Annotated in this window: 21 protein-coding genes; 3 read left to right on the forward strand and 18 right to left on the reverse strand. The window is 69.2% G+C overall.

All coding sequences use genetic code 11. The annotated features are described in order from the left end of the window. Positions 1-159: 159 nt before the first annotated feature. From ACEJ41_RS06235 to ACEJ41_RS06320, 18 genes are all read right to left on the reverse strand, one after another. A complete protein-coding gene (locus tag ACEJ41_RS06235; RefSeq protein ID WP_374013919.1) occupies positions 160-801 on the reverse strand; it encodes a response regulator in 642 nt (213 codons plus the stop codon). Positions 802-928: 127 nt separating this feature from the next. After that, on the reverse strand, positions 929-1,513 hold the full coding sequence (locus tag ACEJ41_RS06240; protein ID WP_374013920.1) for a PilZ domain-containing protein: 585 nt from the start codon (positions 1,511-1,513) through the stop codon (positions 929-931). Further along, the gene (locus tag ACEJ41_RS06245) at positions 1,510-1,812 is read right to left on the reverse strand and encodes a hypothetical protein (protein WP_374013921.1); all 303 of its coding nucleotides are present in this window, start codon (positions 1,810-1,812) and stop codon (positions 1,510-1,512) included. The genes ACEJ41_RS06240 and ACEJ41_RS06245 overlap by 4 nt, the downstream gene beginning before the upstream one ends. Beyond that, on the reverse strand, positions 1,809-2,237 hold the full coding sequence (gene fliS, locus ACEJ41_RS06250) for a flagellar export chaperone FliS (protein ID WP_374013922.1): 429 nt from the start codon (positions 2,235-2,237) through the stop codon (positions 1,809-1,811). Before fliS ends, ACEJ41_RS06245 begins: the two co-directional genes overlap by 4 nt. Positions 2,238-2,324: 87 nt before the next feature. Further along, positions 2,325-3,692, reverse strand: a complete 1,368-nt coding sequence (fliD, locus tag ACEJ41_RS06255) for a flagellar filament capping protein FliD (RefSeq protein WP_374013923.1) — start codon at positions 3,690-3,692, stop codon at positions 2,325-2,327. Positions 3,693-3,901: 209 nt separating this feature from the next. Beyond that, the gene (locus ACEJ41_RS06260) at positions 3,902-5,104 is read right to left on the reverse strand and encodes a flagellin (protein WP_374013924.1); all 1,203 of its coding nucleotides are present in this window, start codon (positions 5,102-5,104) and stop codon (positions 3,902-3,904) included. Between the two features lie 471 nt (positions 5,105-5,575). Next, positions 5,576-6,778 carry a flagellar hook-associated protein FlgL gene (gene flgL, locus ACEJ41_RS06265; RefSeq protein ID WP_374013925.1) on the reverse strand — a complete coding sequence of 401 codons (1,203 nt, stop codon included), beginning with the start codon at positions 6,776-6,778 and terminating at the stop codon, positions 5,576-5,578. Continuing rightward, positions 6,775-8,658 (reverse strand): flagellar hook-associated protein FlgK, encoded by a 1,884-nt coding sequence (gene flgK, locus ACEJ41_RS06270; RefSeq protein WP_374013926.1) that lies wholly within the window; start codon positions 8,656-8,658, stop codon positions 6,775-6,777. Before flgK ends, flgL begins: the two co-directional genes overlap by 4 nt. A gap of 3 nt (positions 8,659-8,661) precedes the next feature. Further along, the gene (gene flgJ / locus ACEJ41_RS06275; RefSeq protein WP_374013927.1) at positions 8,662-9,807 is read right to left on the reverse strand and encodes a flagellar assembly peptidoglycan hydrolase FlgJ; all 1,146 of its coding nucleotides are present in this window, start codon (positions 9,805-9,807) and stop codon (positions 8,662-8,664) included. Beyond that, the gene (locus ACEJ41_RS06280; protein WP_374014083.1) at positions 9,807-10,877 is read right to left on the reverse strand and encodes a flagellar basal body P-ring protein FlgI; all 1,071 of its coding nucleotides are present in this window, start codon (positions 10,875-10,877) and stop codon (positions 9,807-9,809) included. Before ACEJ41_RS06280 ends, flgJ begins: the two co-directional genes overlap by 1 nt. Before the next feature lie 92 nt (positions 10,878-10,969). Beyond that, positions 10,970-11,653 carry a flagellar basal body L-ring protein FlgH gene (gene flgH, locus ACEJ41_RS06285; RefSeq protein ID WP_374013928.1) on the reverse strand — a complete coding sequence of 228 codons (684 nt, stop codon included), beginning with the start codon at positions 11,651-11,653 and terminating at the stop codon, positions 10,970-10,972. Between the two features lie 32 nt (positions 11,654-11,685). After that, the gene (flgG, locus tag ACEJ41_RS06290; protein WP_374013929.1) at positions 11,686-12,471 is read right to left on the reverse strand and encodes a flagellar basal-body rod protein FlgG; all 786 of its coding nucleotides are present in this window, start codon (positions 12,469-12,471) and stop codon (positions 11,686-11,688) included. Between the two features lie 330 nt (positions 12,472-12,801). Further along, positions 12,802-13,554 (reverse strand): flagellar basal body rod protein FlgF, encoded by a 753-nt coding sequence (locus ACEJ41_RS06295; RefSeq protein ID WP_374013930.1) that lies wholly within the window; start codon positions 13,552-13,554, stop codon positions 12,802-12,804. After that, positions 13,554-14,810, reverse strand: a complete 1,257-nt coding sequence (flgE, locus tag ACEJ41_RS06300; protein WP_374013931.1) for a flagellar hook protein FlgE — start codon at positions 14,808-14,810, stop codon at positions 13,554-13,556. The genes ACEJ41_RS06295 and flgE overlap by 1 nt, the downstream gene beginning before the upstream one ends. A 41-nt stretch (positions 14,811-14,851) precedes the next feature. Continuing rightward, positions 14,852-15,520: a flagellar hook capping FlgD N-terminal domain-containing protein gene (locus ACEJ41_RS06305; protein ID WP_374013932.1), complete on the reverse strand. Its 669-nt coding sequence runs from the start codon at positions 15,518-15,520 to the stop codon at positions 14,852-14,854. An 11-nt stretch (positions 15,521-15,531) separates the two neighbouring features. Then, positions 15,532-15,939 carry a flagellar basal body rod protein FlgC gene (flgC, locus tag ACEJ41_RS06310; RefSeq protein WP_374013933.1) on the reverse strand — a complete coding sequence of 136 codons (408 nt, stop codon included), beginning with the start codon at positions 15,937-15,939 and terminating at the stop codon, positions 15,532-15,534. A 19-nt stretch (positions 15,940-15,958) separates the two neighbouring features. Further along, positions 15,959-16,375 carry a flagellar basal body rod protein FlgB gene (flgB, locus tag ACEJ41_RS06315; protein ID WP_374013934.1) on the reverse strand — a complete coding sequence of 139 codons (417 nt, stop codon included), beginning with the start codon at positions 16,373-16,375 and terminating at the stop codon, positions 15,959-15,961. A gap of 123 nt (positions 16,376-16,498) precedes the next feature. Next, positions 16,499-17,446 carry a chemotaxis protein gene (locus ACEJ41_RS06320; protein ID WP_374013935.1) on the reverse strand — a complete coding sequence of 316 codons (948 nt, stop codon included), beginning with the start codon at positions 17,444-17,446 and terminating at the stop codon, positions 16,499-16,501. A 112-nt stretch (positions 17,447-17,558) separates the two neighbouring features. Here ACEJ41_RS06320 and flgA point away from each other — a divergent pair, with 112 nt between their 5' ends. The 3 genes from flgA to ACEJ41_RS06335 all read left to right on the forward strand — a co-directional run bounded on the left by flgA (position 17,559) and on the right by ACEJ41_RS06335 (position 18,953). Next, positions 17,559-18,209: a flagellar basal body P-ring formation chaperone FlgA gene (gene flgA / locus ACEJ41_RS06325; protein ID WP_374013936.1), complete on the forward strand. Its 651-nt coding sequence runs from the start codon at positions 17,559-17,561 to the stop codon at positions 18,207-18,209. Between the two features lie 90 nt (positions 18,210-18,299). Beyond that, positions 18,300-18,605 carry a flagellar biosynthesis anti-sigma factor FlgM gene (gene flgM / locus ACEJ41_RS06330; protein ID WP_374013937.1) on the forward strand — a complete coding sequence of 102 codons (306 nt, stop codon included), beginning with the start codon at positions 18,300-18,302 and terminating at the stop codon, positions 18,603-18,605. Positions 18,606-18,608: 3 nt separating this feature from the next. Then, positions 18,609-18,953, forward strand: coding sequence for a flagellar protein FlgN (locus tag ACEJ41_RS06335; RefSeq protein WP_374013938.1), 345 nt, complete (start codon positions 18,609-18,611; stop codon positions 18,951-18,953). The last annotated feature ends 20 nt before the right edge of the window (positions 18,954-18,973 follow it).

Below are 18,973 nucleotides of genomic sequence, written 5' to 3' on the forward strand. Positions count from 1 at the left end.
TGAAGCCATCGTGAACCCCCGGCGCCGGAAACTGAATCGGGGCTTACCCGAGTCGGGTCATTGTTTCCCCTACACCGTGTAGGGGTTTGCCTTACATGAAAAACGACGCCTGGATGCGTGGTGCTGGAAACCCGGCAGGCTGATGCCCGGCCGGCGTCCTCAGCCCAGTTCCTGTTCGTGCTTGACCGCCAGCAGCACCAGCTCGCTGGCACGGCGGCACCCCAGTGCCTCCATCATCCGCGCACGGTGGGTTTCCACCGTCTTGACGCTGATCCCGAGGTCGGCGGCGATCTCCTTGCTGCTCAAGCCGCGTCCGATATGGGCCAGGATCTCGCGCTGGCGCGGCGGCAGGGCGGCCACGCCTTCGGGCTTGGCTGCGCGGTTGCGGCCGAGCAGCGGGGCAATCATGCGCGCGGAGATGCGCGGGCTCAGGAATACCTCGCCGGCGGCGGCCGAGCGCAGGGCCAGTTCCAGTTCCAGCGGCGCGGCGTCCTTGACCACGAAGCCGGCGGCGCCGCGGTCCAGGGCGTCGCGCACGTGCTGCGGGTCGTCGTACATGGACATCATCACCACCCGGATGCCGGGCGCCTGCTCGAGGATGCCGCTCAGTGCCTCCAGGCCGGTGCGGCCGGGCAGGGACAGGTCCAGCAGGACCAGGTCGGGACGGTGGATGGCGGCCAGGTCGATTGCCTGGTCGGCGGTGCTGGCTTCGGCCACGACGTCGACGTCGGCGAAGGTCTGCAGCAGGCGGCTCAGGCCAGCGCGGACCAGAGTGTGGTCGTCAACGATCAGGACTCGCACGGATGGCCAATTCGCTCCCGTATTCCAGGAATCACCTTAGCCGATCGCGGCGGCGGCGGGAAAGCGCGGCGGGAATACCCGTGCGTATGTGCCCTCGCAGGCGCCGCTGTTGCCGGTGATCCGGCTCCTAGCGCCGGCGCGCGTCGGCGATCTGGCGGCGGTGCATGCGGAACAGGTGGCGGTTCATGGCTTCTTCCAGGCCCGGCGGGAAGGCCGGGAAGCGCAGCCACAGCACCAGGCCGTTGGCATCCTCGGCCGTGGCCGCCACGCTGGCGGGCAGTTCCAGATCGTCCGGCAGCCACTCCGAGGGTTGCAGCCGCAGCAGGCCTTGCGCTTCCTGGGCGGGCACCGTGGTCCCCGGCTCCAGGTGCAGGCGCAAGCCCCGGGCCGACCAGCGCAGGGTGCGCATCGGCAGGGCGTCCATCGATTGCCGGGTCAGGCGGCCCAGCAGCACCAGCATCAGGTCGAGCTTGGCATCCATGCGCTGGACCAGCATGGGCAGTTGTTCGCCGCGCTTTTCCTCGCCGCTATCCTCGCCACGCAGGTCTTCGACCTGGGCCAGCCCCAGCAGCAGCGCCTCGGCCTGCGGCAGCCGTCCGGGGCGGGTGAGGCCGACGCTGAAGTCGGCCGGGAGCACCGCGTCGCAGCTGAGGGTCTCGGCAAACAGGCCGGCCTCGGCAGCCTGCGCCGCCTGGGGCCAGCCCGTGTTCATTGCGCGCTCTCGCGATAGCTGCGGCTGGCCTGGCCAGACTGGCGCAGCCCGCGCAGGGCGGTAGCCGCCGCTTCGCGCGCGTTCGCCATCTCGCCGTACAACTGGTGCTGCAACTGCAGCAGTTCCTGCAGTGCCTGCAGGGGCGCCTGCAGGCCCACGGTGTCGATGTACTCGCGCAGGCGGCGGTCGTGGTGCGCCAGCACGTCGCCGGCGCGGGCGAAGTCCTCGGTATCGAGCGCGGTACGCAGGCTGGCAAGATCCTGGCGCAGCCCTTCGAGGGTGGCGTGCCCGGTGGTCACGGCGCGGTTTCCAGCGTGGCCGGCGCATGCTGGCGCTGGCCGGCGGGGATCGCGTTCCAGGCGGCGTCGATCTCGCCAAGCAGGCTCAACGCCTCGTCCAGCGCTGCATGGTCGTTGTGCAGGTTGGCCTCGGTCAGGCGCTGGACCAGGTAGTCGTACAGCGAGGAAAGATTGCCCGCCAGGTCGCCGCCGGCCTCGTGGTCGAGCGAGCCATTGAGGTGGCCGATGATCGCGCAGGCTTCGCCGATGGCCTTGCCCTTGCGTGCCAGGTCGCCGTTGTCCAGGCAGGCCTTGGCCAGGCGGATCCGCTCGCACGCACCCGACAGCAGCAGCGCGACCAGCTTGTGTGGATCAGCGTCCATGACGTTGCCGGACACTTCGAGTTTGCGGTACTGCTCGGCGTATCGGCGGCTGGACCCAAGCATGGTGTTCTCCTGCGAACGGATGTGCCGGACGGGTGTGGGGGCGCCCGGAAGGCTGTGATCAGGTTATCGGCGCGGCCGGCCTATCCTTTATTTATTCGAGTTGTTGGTCAGGGACTGCAGGGACGACAATTGCTGGGTCAGGTAGGAACTGGTGCTCTGCATCTGCGCCATCAGGGTGTCCATGGCGGTGAACTGGGCCATGTAGCGCGTCTGCACCGCTTCCATCCGCCGGTTCAGTGCATCCATCTGGTCGGACAGGTCGCCCATGCGCCGGTTCAGGCTGCCGGTGCGCTGGGTCAGGGTGCCGGTGCTGGCATCGATCGCGCCATTGATCTGGGTGGCCAGCCTGGACCCGACCGTACCTTCGGCGCCGAACAGCTTGCGCACGCTGTCCGGGTCGGTGGCCAGGGCACTGTCGAGCTTGGATGTCTCCAGGCTCAGGGTGCCGTCGGTGGCCACGGTGAGCCCCATCGCGCGCAGTTCGAAACTGTGTTCGCCCAGGGCGCTGCGCAACTGCTGCTGCAGGCCGCGCACCATCGAATCGCCGGTCAGTGCCGAAGCGCGCCTGGTTTCGGGATCATAGGCGCTGACCCCGCGCAGCACGCTGTTGGCGGCGTTGTACATCGACACCAGCGACTGCAGGTTGGCCTTGAGCGCGCTGTTGTCGGTACCCACGTTGACCGTGAATGCCTCACCCGGCTTGGCCGCGGTGAGGTTCAGGGTCAGGCCCGGCACCAGGTCGGCCACGGTATTGCTGTCGGCGGTGCGCAGGAAACCGTCCACCTTCACCTGTGCATCGGTGGCGGCCACGGTTTCCTGCAGCGTGTTGGCGCCGCCACCGGGTTCGTACACCAGTGCCGCAAGCCCGCCATCGCCACCGCTGGCGGTGACCGTCAGCATGCCTGCGCTACCGGCGGTGGTGGCATTGAGCACCAGGTGCTGGCCGGCGTCGGCATTGACCACGCTGGCGGTCACGCCCTTGCCACCGCTGGCGGTATTGATGGCCTTGGCGATGTCGGCCAGGGTCGCCCCTTCGGCGATGGCCACCTCGTAGCTGCTGCTGCCCGCGCTGATCTGCAGGGTGCCGTGGCCGACTGCCGCGTCCTTGGCGAACGCGGCCGAACCCAGCTTGTGGGTGTTGGCCAGCGACAGCACCTCGACCTGGTAGCGCCCGGCGGCCACGTCGCCGGCGGCGCTGGCGGTAAAGCCGGCCTTGTCCTGGACGGTGGCCTTGAATGCCGGCGTGTCGCTGCTGGTGGCGAGTTTTCCGATCGCCGCGTGCAGGTTGTCCAGCGCACTCTTCACCGTGCCCAGGGCCGAGAGCTGGGAATTGATCTTGGCTGCCGCGTTGTTGATCCGGTTCTCGGCTGGCGCCCGTTCGGCGGCAACAAGCTGGCTGGTCAGCGTGTTGATGTCCAGGCCCGAGCCCAGGCCGCTGAAACTGATCGTCGCCATATGGATCCTCCAGTGGAACTTGCCAGGCAGCGGGTGCCTCGAGGTTGGTAGCGGCTGCTTGCGCCGGGACTTTAGCCTGGCAATCCTTCCTGGGAAGCAAGACCTGTTCCAGCCCGCTGGCCAGCGAGCAATAAAAAACCCCTCCCGTTGCCGGGAGGGGTTGCCTGCGCCACCGGGGGGGCGCGCCCTGGAGAACCGCGTGCGGTGGATCAGCCCAGCAGGCTCAGCACGCTCTGGGTGGAGGCATTGGCCTGGGCCAGCATCGCGGTACCGGCCTGCGCCAGGATCTGCGTGCGGGTCAGCTCGGCGGTCTCCTTGGCGTAGTCGGTGTCGCGGATACGGCTGCGAGAGGCCGACAGGTTCTCGGAGGTGGTGTTCAGGTTGGCGATGGTCGAGGTGAAGCGGTTCTGCACCGCACCCATCTCGGCCCGCGAGCTGCTCACCGCGGTCAGGGCCTTGTCCACCACCTCCAGCGCACGCTGGGCGCCGGTGAAGGAGGAAATATCCAGGTCCGCCAGCTTGGCCGGGCTGGTGAGGTTGGTGGTCGGGGCGGTCATGGCACCACCGGCGTAGGTGACGCCCGTGCCGCCAGCCATGGTGCCGCCGGTGGCCGCGGTGATGTCCTGACCGGCACGCAGCGACTCGAACTTGATGTTCGCGCCGTCGAGCGAGGCATACACGCCGGTCTGGTCCAGCTTGTCGTTGAAGGCGGCAATGATCTTGCGGTTCACCGCGGCGGCATCGTCCCCGTCTTCGATCTTGACGTTGTCGATGTTGACCGTGGTGGCGCTGGTGGCACCGGCGGCCCGCACGCTGACGCTGATGCCGGAGACCGTGCCCGAGGCGGTGGCCGCACCGGTCGCCGCGACGCCGGTCATGTCCGAGGCGAACTCGGCCTTGCCCAGCGTGTCGATATTGGCGTCGACGATGCTGTTGATGCCGATGGTCTGGCCGGAGTTGGCGCCCACCTGGAACAGCGCGCCCTGGAAGCTGCCGTCCAGCAGCTTGGTGCCGTTGAAGTTGGTCTGGTTGGCGACGCGGTCGATTTCCTTCAGCAGCTGGGTGACTTCGGCGTTCAGCGCCTCGCGGTCCGACGCCGAGTTGGTGGCGTTGGCCGACTGCACCGACAGCTCGCGGATACGCTGCAGGTTGTTGCCGATCTCGACCATCGCGCCTTCGGCGGTCTGGGCCAGCGAGATGCCGTCGTTGGCGTTGCGGGCGGCAACGTCCAGGCCGCGGATCTGGGTGGTGAAGCGCTCCGAGATCGCCAGGCCGGCCGCGTCGTCCCTGGCGCTGTTGATGCGCAGGCCCGAAGACAGGCGCTGGATCGTGGTCGCCAGGCTCGCGCTGGTGGTGTTGAGGTTGCGCTGGGCGTTCAGCGACATCACGTTGGTGTTGATGACTTGTGCCATTTTGATTCTCCTCTAAGCGTTCTATCCCGGCGGGAAGGTGTGTTGGCCTTGGCCGGAGCCTCCGCAGGGGGGTCATCAAGCTGACCGGTGCCGCTGCTGGAATGAATAACGGCGCTTTGTCAAGAACCTTTAGAGGCTTGCCGGAACTTTATGCCTTTCCGGTATCCCCGCTTGGCTGCGTGTCGCTGCGCCACGGTAGCGGTTGCCCGCCGATATGGTTAACGGCAAGGGGGCGGGAGAATTTAGGGGGGTTTCTCCCGGATGGGGGAGAAGGGTGCGGATGCGGTGCCTGTAGGAGCCGGTCTTGCCGGCGACAGGGCTCTGCCTGCCCCGGCCGCGGTCGCCGGCAAGACCGGCTCCTACAAACACGTGGCGGCATCTATGCGGGAAGCAGGCGCGGCGCCGGCACGGGAAGCAGGCACGAGGTCGATACGGAGGGGCCGGCGTGGTGCCGGCACCTGGAAAGCCGTATCAGCGCAACAGGTCGAACAGCGACATGCCCTGCATGCGTGCGAACACCGTCTGCGCGGTCTGCAGTGCGGTGGTTTCCATCCGGTAGCGGGTGATGGCCTCGGCGTAGTCCAGGTCACGCAGGTCCGAGAGCGTGGCCTGCATGGTGACGCCGTTGGCCTCGCGCATGCTGGTGGCATCGTCGATCGCCGCAAGCTGCGCGCCGCCGGCGGCGCGCGCATCGATCATGTTCTCCGACGCGCGGGCCACGTCGCGCATCGCCGCCTGCAGGGCGTTCTGCTGCACCGTCTTCTCCGCCGGCGTGACCGGGTTGGATTCGAGGGTGTCGATCAGGTTGCGCAAGGTGGCGAATACGTCCCGGTTGGGTGCCGGGCCGATGGCGAAGCTGTCTCCTGCCACGGGCTCGCCTTCGATGCGCAGGCGCACGCCGCCGTGGCTGATGTCCTCGCCGCTGTTCCATGTGCCGGTGCCGACATTGGCGCCGAGTCCATCGAGCACGTCGTAGGTGTCCGGGCCGGTGAATACGACGGTGTAACTCTCGCCGTTCCAGCCGCCTCCGGTACTGCGGCCGTAATCGATCAGCACGCCGGTGCCGCCGTTGCCGGTGTCGGCCAGGGCCTGCACCGTGCCATCGCCGGTGCGCACGCGCATGAAGATCTCGCTGCCCGGGGTGGCGTCGTTGACGAAGGTTTCCGGTGCGATCTCGACCCGGCGCTGGGTCTGGTCGCCGTTGTAGGCCACGCCGCCGGCGGTCTTGCCGAAGGGAGCCGAATCATCCGCGCTGCCGCCGAACAGGTAGCGGCCGGCGCCATCGGTGCTGTTGGCCAGGCTCAGCAGGCCGTCATGGATGGCGCGCAGTTCCGCGGCGATGGACGCGCGGTCGTCTGCGGTCAGGCTGCCATTGTTGGCCTGGATGGTCAGGTCGTTGACCCGTGCCATGTTGCTGCCGGCCTGGGCCAGCAGGTTCTCCTGCAGCCCCAGCCGGTTGGCCACGGTGACGGCGTTCTTGCCGAAGCGCTCCAGCTCGGCCAGCGCACGATCCAGGCCCACCGCGGTGCCGGCGGCAACCGGGTCGTCCTTGGCGGTCACCAGCTTCTGCCCCGAGGCGAGCTGCTGCTGCAGGGTGGTGAGCTGCTTCTGGCGCAGGGTCATGCTGGCCAGCGACTGGCTGAACATCATGCCGGTGGAAATGCGGTTGTTCATCGGCGCACCGCGCTGAGGATGGTCTGGAACATGGTGTCGGCGGTGGAGATGATCTGCGCGGCCGCCTGGTAGGCCTGTTGCAGGCGCAGCATGTTGGCCGCTTCCTCGTCCAGGTTGACCCCGGCCACCGAATCGCGCGCGGCCTGGGCCTGGTCGTGGATGACCTGTTGCGCATCGGCGGAGTACTGGGCCTGGCGCGCGGACGAACCCACCATGGTGGTCAGCCCGCCCATCGCACCGTTGAGGCTGATGGTGCCGCCGTTGAGCAGGCGCGCGTCGTCCAGGTTGGACATCAGCACCGCGTTGCCGTTGTCGCCGCTGCGGGCACTGGTGCCGGTGACACGGAACTGGTCGCCTGCCTCCGGTGCACCATCCAGGGTGAGCGACCAGCCATTGGCGCTGATCGTCTGCCCGGCCGTGAACGCGAACGGTCCGCTGGCGCCGACCATGTACTGGCCGGCGTCGATGAACTCGATGGTCACGTCATCCAGCAGGGTGGGATCGGTGGCATCGGTGACCTGCAACCCGGAGAGGATGCCGCTGCCCATGTTGTCGAGGTCGGCACTGCCGGACACCGGGCTGGCTGCCGCAATCCGCGACGGGTCGGTGATCGCCACGCTCAAACCGCCGGCACTCGCACCGGTGGGCTGCAGCAGGAAGCGCTCGCCGGCCACGGGCGGCGGGGCGGTGGAGACCACCAGTTCGACGCCGTCCACCCGCAACGGATCCAGCGCGGTGCCGGTACCGGTCAACGTGGCCAGGGCGCCGGTGTCGGTGCGGGTGGCGCTCCAGTTGGTGCCGTCGAAACGCAGCACCAGGTTCTGCCCGGTCAGGGCAGCGGGGTCCACCACCTGTGCCTGCAGGCTGGCGCCGCTGGTGTTGTTGGCGTGGGCGTTGGCCCGTGGCGCGGTCACGCTGAAGAAGTCGCCGCCCATGTCGCCGTACAGGTCCATGCCGGCCCGGTGCCCGGCATTGAACGAGGTCGCCAGCGACACCGCGATGCGGCCCAGCTCGGCCATCGCCGGATCCAGCACGGTGCCACGGAACTGGGCCAGGCCGCCCATGCTGCCGCCGAGGGTGCGCTGGTCCAGGGCCACGATGGTGTTCTGGCTGTGCAGTGCCAGTTGCAGGCGCTCGGGGCGGTACGGGTCGGCGACGGTGGTCACCGCCGAGGCCGTGGCGCCGACCACCAGCGGCTGCCCGCCGGCCGTGAACACGTTGAGCATGCCGCCATCCTGGTCCACCGCGGTGCCGCCGGTGTAACCCACAAGTTCGGAGATCAGCTGGTCGCGCCGGTCCAGCAGGTCGGGCGAGGCGGCCGACGGATTGTTGCCGATGGTGGCATTCATCCGCGCGATCTCGCCGGCCAGGCGGTTGATCTCCTGGGTCCCGGCGACCAGGCCGTTGTTCACTTCCGCATCCAGCGCACGCAGTTGCCCGTCGAGCTGGCGGAAGCGCGTGGCCAGCGAGTTGCCCATGGCCAGCAGGTCCTGGCGCTCTGCGGTGCCGGCGGCGTTGGCGGACAGCGCGGTGACCGAATCGAAGAAGTTGGACCACAGCCCGGCCACGTTGGTGGCGCTGTCGGAGAACAGGCTGTCGACCCGGTTGGACAGGCTGGAAAGCTGCTGCAGGCGCGAAAGTTCGCCGCCGCTGTCCAGCAGCCGCGACGTGGCCAATCCGTCGGCGATGCGCTGGATGTCGTTGATCTTGACCCCGTTGCCGACATAGCCGTAGCCATAGTTGGTCGGGTTGCGGGTGGCCAGTTCCACCCGCTGGCGGCTGTAACCCTCGGTGTTGACGTTGGCCACGTTGTGGCTGACCGTCGCCAGCGCACGCTGGAATGCGACCAGGGCGCCAGTACCTGTGGACAGGACGGACATCGCTTACCTCCGGGTTGCGGCGCCCAGGGCGCCGGCAGCACTGGTGATGGCCGCGCCTGCATCGGCGGCCAGCCCGGCCCCGGTGCGCGCAGTGTCGGCGATCGCCTGGACCGCCCGGCCGATGGTGGGGCCGTGGGCGATGGCGGTGATCTTGGCCGCATAGGAAGGATCGGTCGCATAGCCCGCGTTCTGAAGGGCCTGGGCGAAGCGTTTGACGTCGCCGCCCGATTCCAGGGCCTGGCGGTAACGCGGGTTGTTCTTGAGCATGCGCACGTAGTCGGCGAAGCTTTCCGCCGGCGAGGCGTAGGCGCGGAACTGGGCGGTCTCGTTGCGGCGCGTGCCGTTCACGTATTCATGGGTGCCGGCGGTGGCGCGTTCTCCCTTCCAGCCGGTGGCCTTGATCCCGAACAGGTTGTGGGCGTTGCCGCCGCTGTCGCGCTGGATCTGGCGCCGGCCCCAGCCGGTCTCCAGCGCCGCCTGGGCAACCAGGGCGCGCGCGTCCACTCCCAGTTCGCGGGCGGCGGCCTGGGCGTGCTGCCAGATCCCGGCCACGAAGCTCTCCGGGCTGCGCGGGGCCAGGCCGGTCACGGGAGGGGCGGGCGCCGGCTTCGGGGTGGCGCGGGCCGAGGCCACCGCGCCGTCCACGCCCGCCATCAGGCGTTGCACAAGGCCGTCGAGCGGGGAGGTGCCAGCCGCGCTGCCGCCATCCTCGCGGCCGGCGATCAGGGCCAGGGCGCGATCCAGCCCGCCACCGGCGTCCAGTGCGGCCGCTCCCTGGCGGGTGGAAGCAAGGGCTGCGGCCGCCGAACGGGTGGGGCCGGGCCGGTTGGCCTGCGGCAGGCTGGTGTCGAGCGTCGGGGCGGGGCTGTCGGCGACGCCGGACTGCCGCGCCAGCTGGCGCGCGATCATCGGCGCCAGGCCCAGCCCCTTGCCTTCGGTCATCGCCTTGGCCAGTTGCTGGTCGTAGAGGTCGCGGAAGGTCTGGTTCTCGCCCGGGAACAGGGAGTCGCCAAAGCTCGCATCGCGCATGCTCTTGACCAGCATCTGCGCGAACTGCCCCTCCAGCTGGCGCGCCACCTGGTTGATGCGCGCGGCATCGGCCTGGGCAGGCGTGGACAGCTCCAGCGGCGGCGTCAGACCGATGCGCATCAGATGACTTCCAGCTCCGCGCTCAGCGCGCCGGCCTGGCGCAGCGCTTCCAGGATCGCGATCAGGTCGCCGGGTGCGGCGCCGACCTCGTTCACCGCGCGCACGATCTCGTCCAGGGTGGTGCCGCCCTCGAACTTGAACATCCGGCTGCCTTCCTGCGCGGTGCTCAAGGTGGAGGCGGGCGCCACCACCGTGTTGCCGGCGCCGAAGCTGCCTGGCTGGCTCACCTGCACCGACTCGTTGATGGTGACGGTGAGCGATCCGTGGGCGACGGCAGCCGGCATCACCCGCACCTGCGAGCCGATCACCACGGTGCCGGTGCGCGAGTTGACGATGACCTTGGCCGCGGCCGCGCCGGGGGTCAGCTCCAGGTTTTCCACCCGGGCCAGGAAGCCGATCCGCGCACCCGGGTCGATCGGCGAGGTCACCGCCACGGTGACCCCGTCCACCGCGCGCGCAGCGCCGGGGCCGAAAGCGTTGTTGAGCGCATCGACCATGCGTGCGACCGTGGTGAAGTCGTTGCGGTGCAGGTTGAGGGTGATCTCGCCGCTGCTGTCGAACACGTCGCCCAGCGCACGCTCGATGGTGGCACCGTTGGGAACCCGGCCGACGCTGGGTACGTTCACCGAGACCCGCGATCCGTCGCGGCCCTGGACGCCGAAGCCGCCGACCACCAGGTTGCCCTGGGCGATCGCATAGACCTGGCCGTCGGCGCCCTTGAGCGGCGCCATCAGCAGCGAGCCGCCGCGCAGCGAGACCGCGTTGCCGATCGAGGACACGGTCACGTCGATGGTCTGGCCGGGCTTGGCGAACGGCGGCAGCTCGGCGTGGATCGCCACCGCGGCCACGTTCTTGAGCTGCGGGTTGACGTTGTCCGGGACGTTGACGCCCAGCTCGCCGAGCATGTTCTTCAGGCTCTGCACGGTGAACGGTGCCTGGCTGGTGCGGTCGCCGCTGTTGTCCAGGCCGACCACCAGGCCGTAGCCGACCAGGGCATTGCCGCGCACCCCGCCGACCTGGGCCAGGTCCTTGATCCGCTCGGCGTGGGCCGGCGCCAGGAATGCGCCCATTACCGCGAGCGTGCAGAGCAGGGCGCCGATCGGCCGGCTCAGGCCGCGGATGCGGGATTTCGGGATGGCGTGAAGGGTGCGCATGATCGACCTCAGTACGGCGCCAGCCGCGAATTGAAGAACCGGGCCAGCCAGCCCATCGCGTTGGACTGGGCAAGGGCGCCGCGGCCGCCGTAGACGATGCGTGCCTCGCCGACGCGGTTGGAGGAGACGCTGTTGTCGCGGCCGATGTCGGCGGGGCGCACGATGCCCTGGATCTGCACCAGTTCGTCGCCCTGGTTCAGGCGCAGGCTCTTCTGCCCCTGGATCACCAGGTTGCCGTTGGGCAGGCGCTGGACCACGCTCACCGTGACGCTGCCCTGCAGGCGATTGCTCTGGCTGCTTTTGCCCTGGCCATCGAAATCGCGCTCGGCACTGGCCGAGGCGGACAGGATCTCGCGGCCGTCGTAGGTCACCGGCCCGCCGAACAGCGCCGGCGCGCCCATGCTGATGCCGCCGCTCTTGCCGACCTGGGTGCTGGCGCTGGTCTGGGCGGTGGTGGACTCGACCAGGTTGATGGTCAGCAGGTCGCCCACGTCGCGTGCCACCCGGTCCGAATACAGCGAAAGCCCAGGCCCGGCCTGGTAGATGGCGCCCGGCGTGGCCGCCATCACCGGCGCCACCACCGGCGTGATCGGTGCCATCGGCGGGTAGGGACGCACGTCGCCGGCGGCCACGCAGCCGCCGAGCACGGCAGTGGCGACCAGGGCGATGGTGGTGCGGAACGCGAGGTTCATGGCGCTCTCCTGCTGCGCGGGCTGCGCGCGGGTCAGACGTTGTTGTTCAGGTAGGCAAGCATCGAGTCGGTGGTGGAGATGGCCTTGGCGTTCATCTCGTAGGCGCGCTGGGTTTCGATCATGCTCACCAGCTCCTCCACCACATTGACGTTGCTGCCTTCCAGCGCGCCCTGTTCCAGCATGCCCAGGCCGTTGAGGCCGGGGGTGCCGTTCTGGGCCGGGCCGGAGGCGGTGGTTTCCAGGTACAGGTTCTCGCCGCGCGCCTGCAGGCCGGCGGGGTTGACGAAGTCGGTCAGGGTCAGCGCGCCCACTTCCAGCGCCTGGGCCTGGCCGGCCATCTGCACGCTGACCGTGCCGTCGTTGCCGATGGTCACCGACTGCGCGCCCTCGGGCATCTGGATGCCCGGCTGCACCGGGTAGCCGCTGCTGGTGACCAGCTCGCCCTGGGCGTTGATCTGGAAGCTGCCATCGCGGGTGTAGGCCGAGCTGCCGTCGGGCATCAATACTTCAAAGAAGCCGCGGCCGTTGACCATCACGTCGAGGGCGCGCCCGGTCTGCTGCGGGTTGCCCTGCTGGAAATCCTTGGAGGTGGACACCACCCGCACGCCGGTGCCCAGTTGCAGGCCGGAGGGGAGCTGGGTCTGGGCCGAGGTCGAGCCGCCGGGCTGGCGCAGCTGCTGGTACAGCAGGTCCTCGAAGTTGGCGCGGTCGCGCTTGAACCCGGTGGTGTTGGTGTTGGCCAGATTGTTGGAGACCACCGACATGCGCGTCTGCTGCGCATCCAGCCCGGTCTTGGCGACCCAGAGTGCCTGGTTCATGACGCGATACCTCGTGAGGCGGATTGACGCCAATGCACATGCATGCGGCGTGCCAAAGGTCTGGTCGCGGCGGTGCGATCCTCGGCCGCAGCACGGAAATCCAAGGCCGCGGAACGCTCGCCGGCCTCCGGCTATTACGTTGAGCGCCGGCCGAGCCTGAAGCGACCTGGCATGGGTGTGCTGACGGGAAGTAAAGAAGGAGGGCCTGGCCCGCAGGGCCGGGGCCGGGGGACATGAGCGGCAGCACACCCATGCCGAGGCGCCGCAGCACAGCGTCCGCATCCTCGCTGACTGGGGGAGAAGAACCTGGAGAAGGAGAGTGTGGCGGGATCAGCCGCCGCTCAGGCGCAGCAGCGAGTTGGCCGCGCGCGCGTTCTCGTCGCCGCGCGAAATCACCTTGACCTGCATCTCGAACTGGCGCTGCAACTGGATCATCTGCACCAGCGCACCGGCCGCGTCCACGTTGCTCTGCTCGAGCGCGCCGGTGGTCATTACCGCGCCCGGCGCCTGGGCCAGCGGCAGTTGCGGGTCGACGTTGCGCATCAGCCCGTCCAGGCCGCGGGCAAGCCGTTCCGGAGCGGCGTCCACCACCTTCAGCCGGCCGATCTCGGCCATGGTGTCGGCACCTTCGCCCAGCGGCACGATGGAAATCGTGCCGTCCTGGCCGATGGTCAGTGCCTGGTGCGGGGGCAGGGCGATGGGATTGCCCTGCTGGTCCAGCAGCGGCCGGCCACCGGCGGTGACCAGCTGGCCGTTGGGGGTCAGCGACAGGTTTCCGGCGCGGGTATAGGCCTCGCTCCCATCGGCCGCCTGCACCGCCAGCCAGCGGTTGGCCTCCAGCGACACGTCCAGCGGGTTGCCGGTGACCTGCTGGGCACCGGCCCGCGTATCAAACCCCTGGTCGATGTGCATGGCCGCCGTGCGCGAGGCGTGGCCGGCACCGCGCACCGGAAACGCCTCGGTGTTGGCCAGCGCCGCCTTGAAGCCGGCGGTGTCGGCGTTGGCCAGGTTGTGCGACACCGTGCCCTGCGCCTGCAGGGTGGCGCGCGCACCGGTCATGGCGATGTAGAGGGCCTTGTCCATCAGCGGATGTTGAGCACGGTCTGGGTGGCCTGGTCCTGGGTGGAGATCATCTGCGCGTTGGCCTGGAAGTTGCGCTGCGCCACGATCATGTTCACCAGCTGCTCGGTCAGGTCCACGGTGGAGGACTCCAGCGCGCCGGACTGGATCTGGCCGTAGTCCGAGCTTGCCGGCGCACCGGTGCGCGGGGAGCCGGAGCTGAAGGAGGCCGCCCACATGTTGTTGCCCTGCGGCTGCAGGCCCTGCGGGTTGACGAAGTTGGTCAGCGCCACCTGGCCAAGGGCACGGTCGGCGCCGTTGGAATAGCGGGCGAACACCACGCCGTCCTCGCTCACGCTGATCTCGCTGAGCTTGCCGGCGGCATAGCCATCCTGGTTGACGCCGCGCAGGGCGAAGCTGCTGCCGTACTGGGTGCTGCCAGTCAGGTTCAGGGTCATGTCCAGCACGCCGGCGCCGGTGGCGGGCGTGTAGGGATCCAGTGCCACCTGGCCATCGGGCGGCGAGACCAAAGTGCCGGTATCGGAGAACTGCAGGGTGGTCGGCGCGCCCACCGCGGTCCCGTCCACGAAGTTGTGGACTTGCCATTCGTTGACGTTGGCCGTCTTGACGAAATACGAGGTCTGCACGTGGGCCACGCCCAGCGAGTCGTAGACGGTGACGCCGCCGCTGGAGGCGTTGTAGCTGTTCGGGTCGGCCGGATCGAACGGGATCGGGGTCGGCACGGTGGCCGGCGGCACCGGCGGAGTGGCCGGCTGGTCGGCGTTGCCGGGCAGGGTGAACATCAGGTCGATGCTGCTGGTCTGCTGCGGCGGGCTGTCGGTGGTCTGCAGCTGCAGGTCGGTCAGCCGGCCCACGTCGAAACCGTTGCCGCCGGCGTTGGGGGCGAACACCTGCAGGCGGGCGCCGTCCGGGGTCACCACGTTGCCCTGGTTGTCCGGCTGGAAGTTGCCGGCGCGGGTGTAGAGCATGTTGCCGTTCTTGTTGACGGTGAAGAAGCCTTCGCCGTCGATCGCGAAGTCCAGGCTGCGCCCGGTCGGGTCGATGTTGCCCTGCGAGAACTGCTGGGCGACGTTGCTGATCTTCACGCCGGTGCCGATCGCGTTGCGCGACAGGCCGTAGGTCGTGTACGAGAACAGGTCGGCGAATTCGGCCCGCGACTCCTTGAAGCCGGTGGTGTTGACGTTGGCGATGTTGTTGGCGGTGACGTTGAGGTCGGCGTTTGCCGCGTTGATGCCGGACAGCGAAGTATTGAAGCTCATGGCGGACTCCTGCGGGAGATCGTGCGTTGGTCGGTGTCGGCTCAGCTCACGCGGAGCACGTAGTCGAGCGGTACGGTGCCCAGGCCGGGCAGGTCGAGGTAGAGGCCATCGCTGCCGACGGTGACGCTGTCGACCCGGCCCTTGACGTAGGTATCGAGCTTGCTGGCAGTGCCATCACTGGCCAGGTGGCGGGCGGTGATGCCGTAGCTGCCGGCCGGCAGGCGTTCGCCGCCGGCGCCGGTGCCGTCCCAGGCGAAGGCCACCTCGCCGGCACGGCTGGCGGCCATGCTGAATTCATGCACCTTCTGGCCATTGGCATCGGTGATCTCGAACAGCACGGTGCCGGCCTCCGGGGCGGCCACCGCGCCGCGCACGCCGCCGTCCTCGCCCAGCGACAGCCGCGCCGAGGGCACCATCACTTCGTGCCCGACCAGCGCCGCGCCGCGCAGCACCTGGTCGTTGCCCAGGGCACTGGAAAAGCCCTGCACCTGGGTGTTGAGGTCCTGGATGCCCTGGACCGTCGAGAACTGCGCCAGCTGGCCGAGGAACGCGCTGTTCTCCATCGGCTTGAGGGGATCCTGGTGCTGGAGCTGCTTGGTCATCAGGCGCAGGAAATCGGCCTGGCCCAGTGCGTCGTCCTTCTTGTCGGCCTGGCTTGGCTGCGTGGCCAGGCCAAGGCTGCTGTAGATGTCGGAAGCGATGGTGCTCATGTGCGGGTCCCTCAGCGGCCCATGGACAAGGTGGCCAGGGCGAGTTCCTTGGCCGTGGAGATGACTTCGACGTTGGCCTGGTAACTGCGCGAGGCCGAGATCAGGTTGACCATCTGCGCGACCGGGTCGATGTCGGGCGAGAACACGTAGCCGTCGCCATCGGCCAGCGGGTGGCCGGGCTCGTAGCGGCGCACCGGCGGTGCCTCGCTCTGCGCGATCTCGCGCACGCGCACGCCGGTGAGGTTGGGATCGGCCGCGCTTGCCTGGGCCTGGAACACCGGCTCGAGCGGCTTGTAGACCTGCTCGACCGAACCGGCCACCGAATCGGCATTGGCCAGGTTGGAGGCAATGGTGCTCAGGCGCACCGACTGCGCCTGCATGGCGGAGCCGGCGACGTCGAAGATGGGCAGGTTGCTCATGGCATGTCCCCCTTGGCGCTTACTGGCCGGTGATGGCGGTGAGCATGTTGCGCACCTTGGATTCGAGGAAGCTCAGCGACGCCCGGTACTCCAGCGCGGCACGGCCGTAGGCGGCGCGCTCGGCATCCGGGTCCACGGTGTTGCCGTCCAGGCTCGGCTGGCTGGCCTGGCGGGTGAACTGGAACGGCAGGCCGCCGGTGTCGATGGCGTCGGACAGGTGCCGCTCGTGGGTGGAAACCAGGCCGCCTCCGGCCTGCTGCACGCCTTCGCGTTGCTGGCGGGCGGCATTCAGGGCGGCATTGAAGTCGATGTCCTGGGCCTGGTAGCCGGGCGTATCGGCATTGGCCAGGTTGCTGGCGATCAGCTTCATCCGCTGCTCGCGCAGCGGCAGGGCATCGGCATGGACCCCGAAATAGGATGCGATCGGATTGGACATGGGCGCCTCCTGGCGGACCGTTGCCAGGGGATAGGCAAGCGGCGTGCCAGTGGCGCGGAGGCCGTGGTGTCGGGAAAGTGTCCTGGCCGCGGCAGGCGGCCCTTGTGCAGCGGCCCGCGACGATCAGGCGGCGCTGGCAACCTCGCGCAGGCGCGCCAGGACGTGTTCGGCCAGCTCGTGCGGGCTGTATTTGGCGACGAAGGCATTGGCGCCCACGCGTTCGACCATGGCGTTGTTGAACACGCCCGACAGCGAGGTATGCAACAGCACGTACAGGCCCGACAGCCCCGGATGGCGCCGGATTTCCGTCGTCAGGGTATAGCCGTCCATTGCCGGCATCTCGATGTCGGAGATGACCATGGCGTAGCGCCGGGCCGGGTCTTCGCCGCTGGCGTGCACCTGCAAGAGGTGGTCCAGGGCCTGGCGGCCGTCCGAGAGCAGGGTCACGCCGACCCCCAGCTGGTCCAGCACGCTGCGGATCTGCTGGCGTGCCACCCGCGAATCGTCGGCCACCAGTACCTGCAGCGGCGGCGCGTCGGCCGGCAGCACCATCTCCGGGGCCAGCACCGCATCCATGCGTGCCTGGGTGATGTCCGACAGCACGCTCTCCACGTCCAGCACCTGGATCAGTTCGCCCTGGAAGCGGGTGACCGCGGTCAGGTAGCTGCTCTCGGCGCCAAGGTCCGGCGGCGGATGGATGTCCTCCACCGCGATGTTGACGATGCGTTCCACGTCGCTGACCAGGAACCCCTGCACCGAGCGGTTGAACTCGGTCACCACCAGGTACTGGGTGGCGCCGTCGCCCTCGGGGATGTCGCGTTCGGGATGGCCGATGGCCAGGCCCAGGTCCAGCACCGGCACCGAGCGCCCGCGCACATCGGCCGCGCCCGCGAACTGCGCCGGCAGGCCGGGCAGCTGGAACAGCGGTGGCTGGCGCAGGACCTCCTGCACCTTGAACACGTTCACGCCAAAAAGCTGACGGCCGCCAAGGCGGAACAGCAGCAGCGCCAGGCGGTTGTGTCCGGCCAGCCGGGTGCGCTGGTCGATGCGGTTGAGCAGGTTGTGGGTCATGCGTCCGGTATCGGCGCCGCGCGCGGCCGCTTGAGGGACGCCCGGCCACCGGTGCGGCACGCCGCTTGCATGAAGCCAGGCAGGTTTTTGGGCCGATCCGGCCGAGGTTGCCATGATCCTGTCGCGCTGCGCGCTCATGTTTCTGCTTGCCCTGCCGATGACGATGGCACTGGCCGGCAACGGCTTCCAGCCTGTGGAGTCCATCCGGAACGCGGCGCTGGGCGCGGTGGCCGGTGGCCAGGCCGAGGTCAACCTCGACCCGGCGCTGCGGATGCCGGTGTGCGGCCAGCCGCTGCAGGCCCAGCAGGCCTCGGCGGGTACGGTCGAGGTGAGTTGCCCGGGTGGCTGGCGCCTGTACGTGCCGGTCAAGCTGCGCCGCAGCCAGCCGGTGCTGGTGCTGGCGCGCGGGGTGGCCGCGGGCGAGCCGCTGGTGGCCGAGGCATTGGTGGTGGAAACCCGGGATGCGTCGCGGATTGCGGGTGCGGCACTGGCCGACCCGGCCCAGGCGGTAGGCCAGGTGGCCCGGCGGGTCCTGACCGCCGGCACCGTGCTCACCGCTGCCGACCTGGTCGCGCCGCGGCTGGTCAGGCGCGGCGACCAGGTCGCCCTGGTTTCGCGCCGGGGCGGGGTAGAGGTGCGTGTGGCCGGTCGCGCCTTGGGCGATGCCGGCGAGAATGAGCGGGTCGCGGTGGAGAACCTGTCCTCCCGCCGCGTCCTGCAGGGCCGGGTGGGGCCGGGCGGCGACGTCCTGGTGGCCCATTAGCCGGTTTCCGAGAATATTGTGATCCAGTCCTAAAGTTTCCTCCCGACCCTGCCGATACTCCCGGCGTAACCCGTTCAAGGACTCATCATCATGAGCCAGAAGATCGAAGGAGCTCCGCCCCCTCCGGCGGTGCAAGGCACCGGCCCGCTGGGTCGGGTGGCCCACGCAGGCGGCGACCGTTCCGCCCCGGTAGAGAACGTGCAGGCCGGCGACAGCCTGCGCCTGACCGGCGAGGCCACCGGCCTGCAGACCCTGCAGCGCGAGCTGGCCGCGGCCCCGGCCGTGGACTCGGCCCGCGTGGCGGAAGTCCGCCTGGCGCTGGAGTCGGGCAGCTACCGGGTCGACCCGGCGCGCATTGCCGAGCGCATGCTGGACATGGACCGCCTGCTGGCCTGAGCCATGACGACTCCGGCCACCAGCGATGCCGCGCTCGACCGCCTGGCCTGCGCCCTGGCCGAGGAGCGCCGTGCACTGCTCGATCACGACATCGAGCTGCTGGTACGTTCCACCCAGGAGAAGCTGGCCGCCCTGCGCGAGCTGGAAGCCGAGCTTCCCGATGGTCGCGCCGAGCGTCTGGCCGAACTGGCCGAAAGCAACCGCAGCAACGGCGCACTGCTGGCGCGCCGCCGGCGCGAGGTCAACTGGGCGCTGCGCCACCTGGGCCGTGCCGAGAGCTCGCCCGAATACGACGCACAGGGCCAGGCGCAGCAACTGCAATCGCGCCGGGACCTGGCGGTGGTCTAGGCACGGCGACCGGCGCCCGT

Source organism: Pseudoxanthomonas koreensis, assembly GCF_041890415.1.
Classification (GTDB): Bacteria; Pseudomonadota; Gammaproteobacteria; order Xanthomonadales; family Xanthomonadaceae; genus Pseudoxanthomonas; species Pseudoxanthomonas koreensis_A.

Excerpts from the sequence above, each read along its gene's own strand:
- flgJ (WP_374013927.1), bottom strand. The coding sequence starts at position 9,807 with ATGCGCATCGGTCTGACGCCGCCGCTGGAGCTGTCCACGCCTGCCCAG.
- flgB (WP_374013934.1), bottom strand. The coding sequence starts at position 16,375 with ATGTCCAATCCGATCGCATCCTATTTCGGGGTCCATGCCGATGCCCTG.
- flgG (WP_374013929.1), bottom strand. The coding sequence starts at position 12,471 with ATGAACCAGGCACTCTGGGTCGCCAAGACCGGGCTGGATGCGCAGCAG.
- ACEJ41_RS06280 (WP_374014083.1), bottom strand. The coding sequence starts at position 10,877 with ATGGGCGCATTCCTGGCGCCGGCCCACGCCGAGCGGATCAAGGACCTG.
- flgK (WP_374013926.1), bottom strand. The coding sequence starts at position 8,658 with ATGTCCGTCCTGTCCACAGGTACTGGCGCCCTGGTCGCATTCCAGCGT.
- fliS (WP_374013922.1), bottom strand. The coding sequence starts at position 2,237 with ATGCTTGGGTCCAGCCGCCGATACGCCGAGCAGTACCGCAAACTCGAA.
- ACEJ41_RS06320 (WP_374013935.1), bottom strand. The coding sequence starts at position 17,446 with ATGACCCACAACCTGCTCAACCGCATCGACCAGCGCACCCGGCTGGCC.
- fliD (WP_374013923.1), bottom strand. The coding sequence starts at position 3,692 with ATGGCGACGATCAGTTTCAGCGGCCTGGGCTCGGGCCTGGACATCAAC.
- flgH (WP_374013928.1), bottom strand. The coding sequence starts at position 11,653 with ATGAACCTCGCGTTCCGCACCACCATCGCCCTGGTCGCCACTGCCGTG.
- ACEJ41_RS06335 (WP_374013938.1), top strand. The coding sequence starts at position 18,609 with ATGACGACTCCGGCCACCAGCGATGCCGCGCTCGACCGCCTGGCCTGC.
- flgM (WP_374013937.1), top strand. The coding sequence starts at position 18,300 with ATGAGCCAGAAGATCGAAGGAGCTCCGCCCCCTCCGGCGGTGCAAGGC.
- flgL (WP_374013925.1), bottom strand. The coding sequence starts at position 6,778 with ATGAACAACCGCATTTCCACCGGCATGATGTTCAGCCAGTCGCTGGCC.
- ACEJ41_RS06295 (WP_374013930.1), bottom strand. The coding sequence starts at position 13,554 with ATGGACAAGGCCCTCTACATCGCCATGACCGGTGCGCGCGCCACCCTG.
- flgE (WP_374013931.1), bottom strand. The coding sequence starts at position 14,810 with ATGAGCTTCAATACTTCGCTGTCCGGCATCAACGCGGCAAACGCCGAC.
- flgC (WP_374013933.1), bottom strand. The coding sequence starts at position 15,939 with ATGAGCAACCTGCCCATCTTCGACGTCGCCGGCTCCGCCATGCAGGCG.
- flgA (WP_374013936.1), top strand. The coding sequence starts at position 17,559 with ATGATCCTGTCGCGCTGCGCGCTCATGTTTCTGCTTGCCCTGCCGATG.
- ACEJ41_RS06305 (WP_374013932.1), bottom strand. The coding sequence starts at position 15,520 with ATGAGCACCATCGCTTCCGACATCTACAGCAGCCTTGGCCTGGCCACG.
- ACEJ41_RS06260 (WP_374013924.1), bottom strand. The coding sequence starts at position 5,104 with ATGGCACAAGTCATCAACACCAACGTGATGTCGCTGAACGCCCAGCGC.
- ACEJ41_RS06240 (WP_374013920.1), bottom strand. The coding sequence starts at position 1,513 with ATGAACACGGGCTGGCCCCAGGCGGCGCAGGCTGCCGAGGCCGGCCTG.